The sequence below is a fragment of the Nocardia sp. NPDC059229 genome (genome assembly GCF_042754165.1).
Lineage (GTDB): Bacteria > Actinomycetota > Actinomycetes > Mycobacteriales > Mycobacteriaceae > Nocardia.
Genome location: NZ_JBHZAK010000077.1, coordinates 1 through 1,241 on the forward strand (window position 1 = coordinate 1; position 1,241 = coordinate 1,241).

The following is a 1,241-nucleotide window of genomic DNA, read 5'->3' on the forward strand; positions in this document are numbered from 1 at the left end:
CCGCTTGAGTTCCATCGGTGGTTGCGAACGCTCTTCTGAAGGGACGTTCGGATGCCACGTGGCGGCAATAATCGGATGCCGGTTTCGGTGAAGAAGCACTACTTCGAGCTGATCCGGCAGGGCATGAAGGGGGCCGCGGCGGCGCGGGTTGTCGGCGTATCGACCAGTTGCGGATCGGTGTGGTTCCTCGATGCTGGCGGGATGCTTGTGCCCGATCCCGGCCCCGTCTCGCCGCGTTTCCTCACCCAGGACGACCGGATCGCCATCGCTGACGGCTTGCAGGCCAAGCTGTCGGTCAAGGCGATCGCCGGTTCAATCGGCAAGAGCTTCCAGACCGTCTATCGGGAGATCGAACGAAACAGCAAGCCGGACGGGAGATATCAGCCGTGGTGGGCCCACAACCAGGCATTGCTACGACGGAAAAGGCCGAAACAGAACAAGATTCGCGACAACGCCGTGTTGCGGAAAGCCGTTCGCGACAAGCTCACCGAAGACTGGTCTCCCCAGCAGATCGCCCGATATCTGGCCCGCACCTTCGCCACCGACGCGACCATGCGCGCATGCCCGGAAACGATCTACCGAGGACTGTTTGCCGGCCTGCTCGGTCGCAAGGAGGGCAAACTGCGAACAGGCCGGACACGACGCAAGAAGCAGCGCCGCGGAGTTGCGCACCCGAACAAAATCAAGAACATGCGCCTCATCCACGAGCGACCGGTGGAGGTGAATGAGCGGCGCAGCCCTGGACATTGGGAGGGTGACCTGATCATCGGAGGCGGTCAGCGCGCGGCGATCGGCACGCTGGTCGAGCGCAACACCCGTTACCTGCGGCTGATCCACCTGCCTCACGGATGGAAGGCGCCCCAACTGCGCAACGCGCTGGTCACCCAGACCGCAGACCTGCCGCCCGAGCTGCGGCAAACCCTCACCTGGGATCAGGGCCGCGAGCTGACACTTCATCAGGACATCGAAGCGCTGACCGGCTTTCGGATCTACTTCTGCGACCCGCACTCACCCTGGCAGCGCGGCACCAACGAAAACACCAATGGTCTTCTGCGGCAGTACTTCCCAAAAGGCACCGATCTCTCCAGACACAGCCTTCACGACCTCCGCGAGGTCGCCGCCAGACTCAACCGGCGACCCCGCATCGTGCTCGGCGACAGAACCCCGGCAGAGGCCATGAGAGACTGGCTGACAGGCTCATTGGCCAGCTGATTCGCAACCACGGATGGAAACCGCCCCGG

1 protein-coding gene is annotated in these 1,241 nt (G+C 63.3%); it reads left to right on the top strand.

Translation table 11 applies throughout. From position 1 onward, the window contains the following. The first annotated feature begins 87 nt into the window (after positions 1-87). A complete protein-coding gene (locus tag ACFXHE_RS44140; protein WP_379391780.1) occupies positions 88-1,212 on the top strand; it encodes an IS30 family transposase in 1,125 nt (374 codons plus the stop codon). Positions 1,213-1,241: the final 29 nt, after the last annotated feature.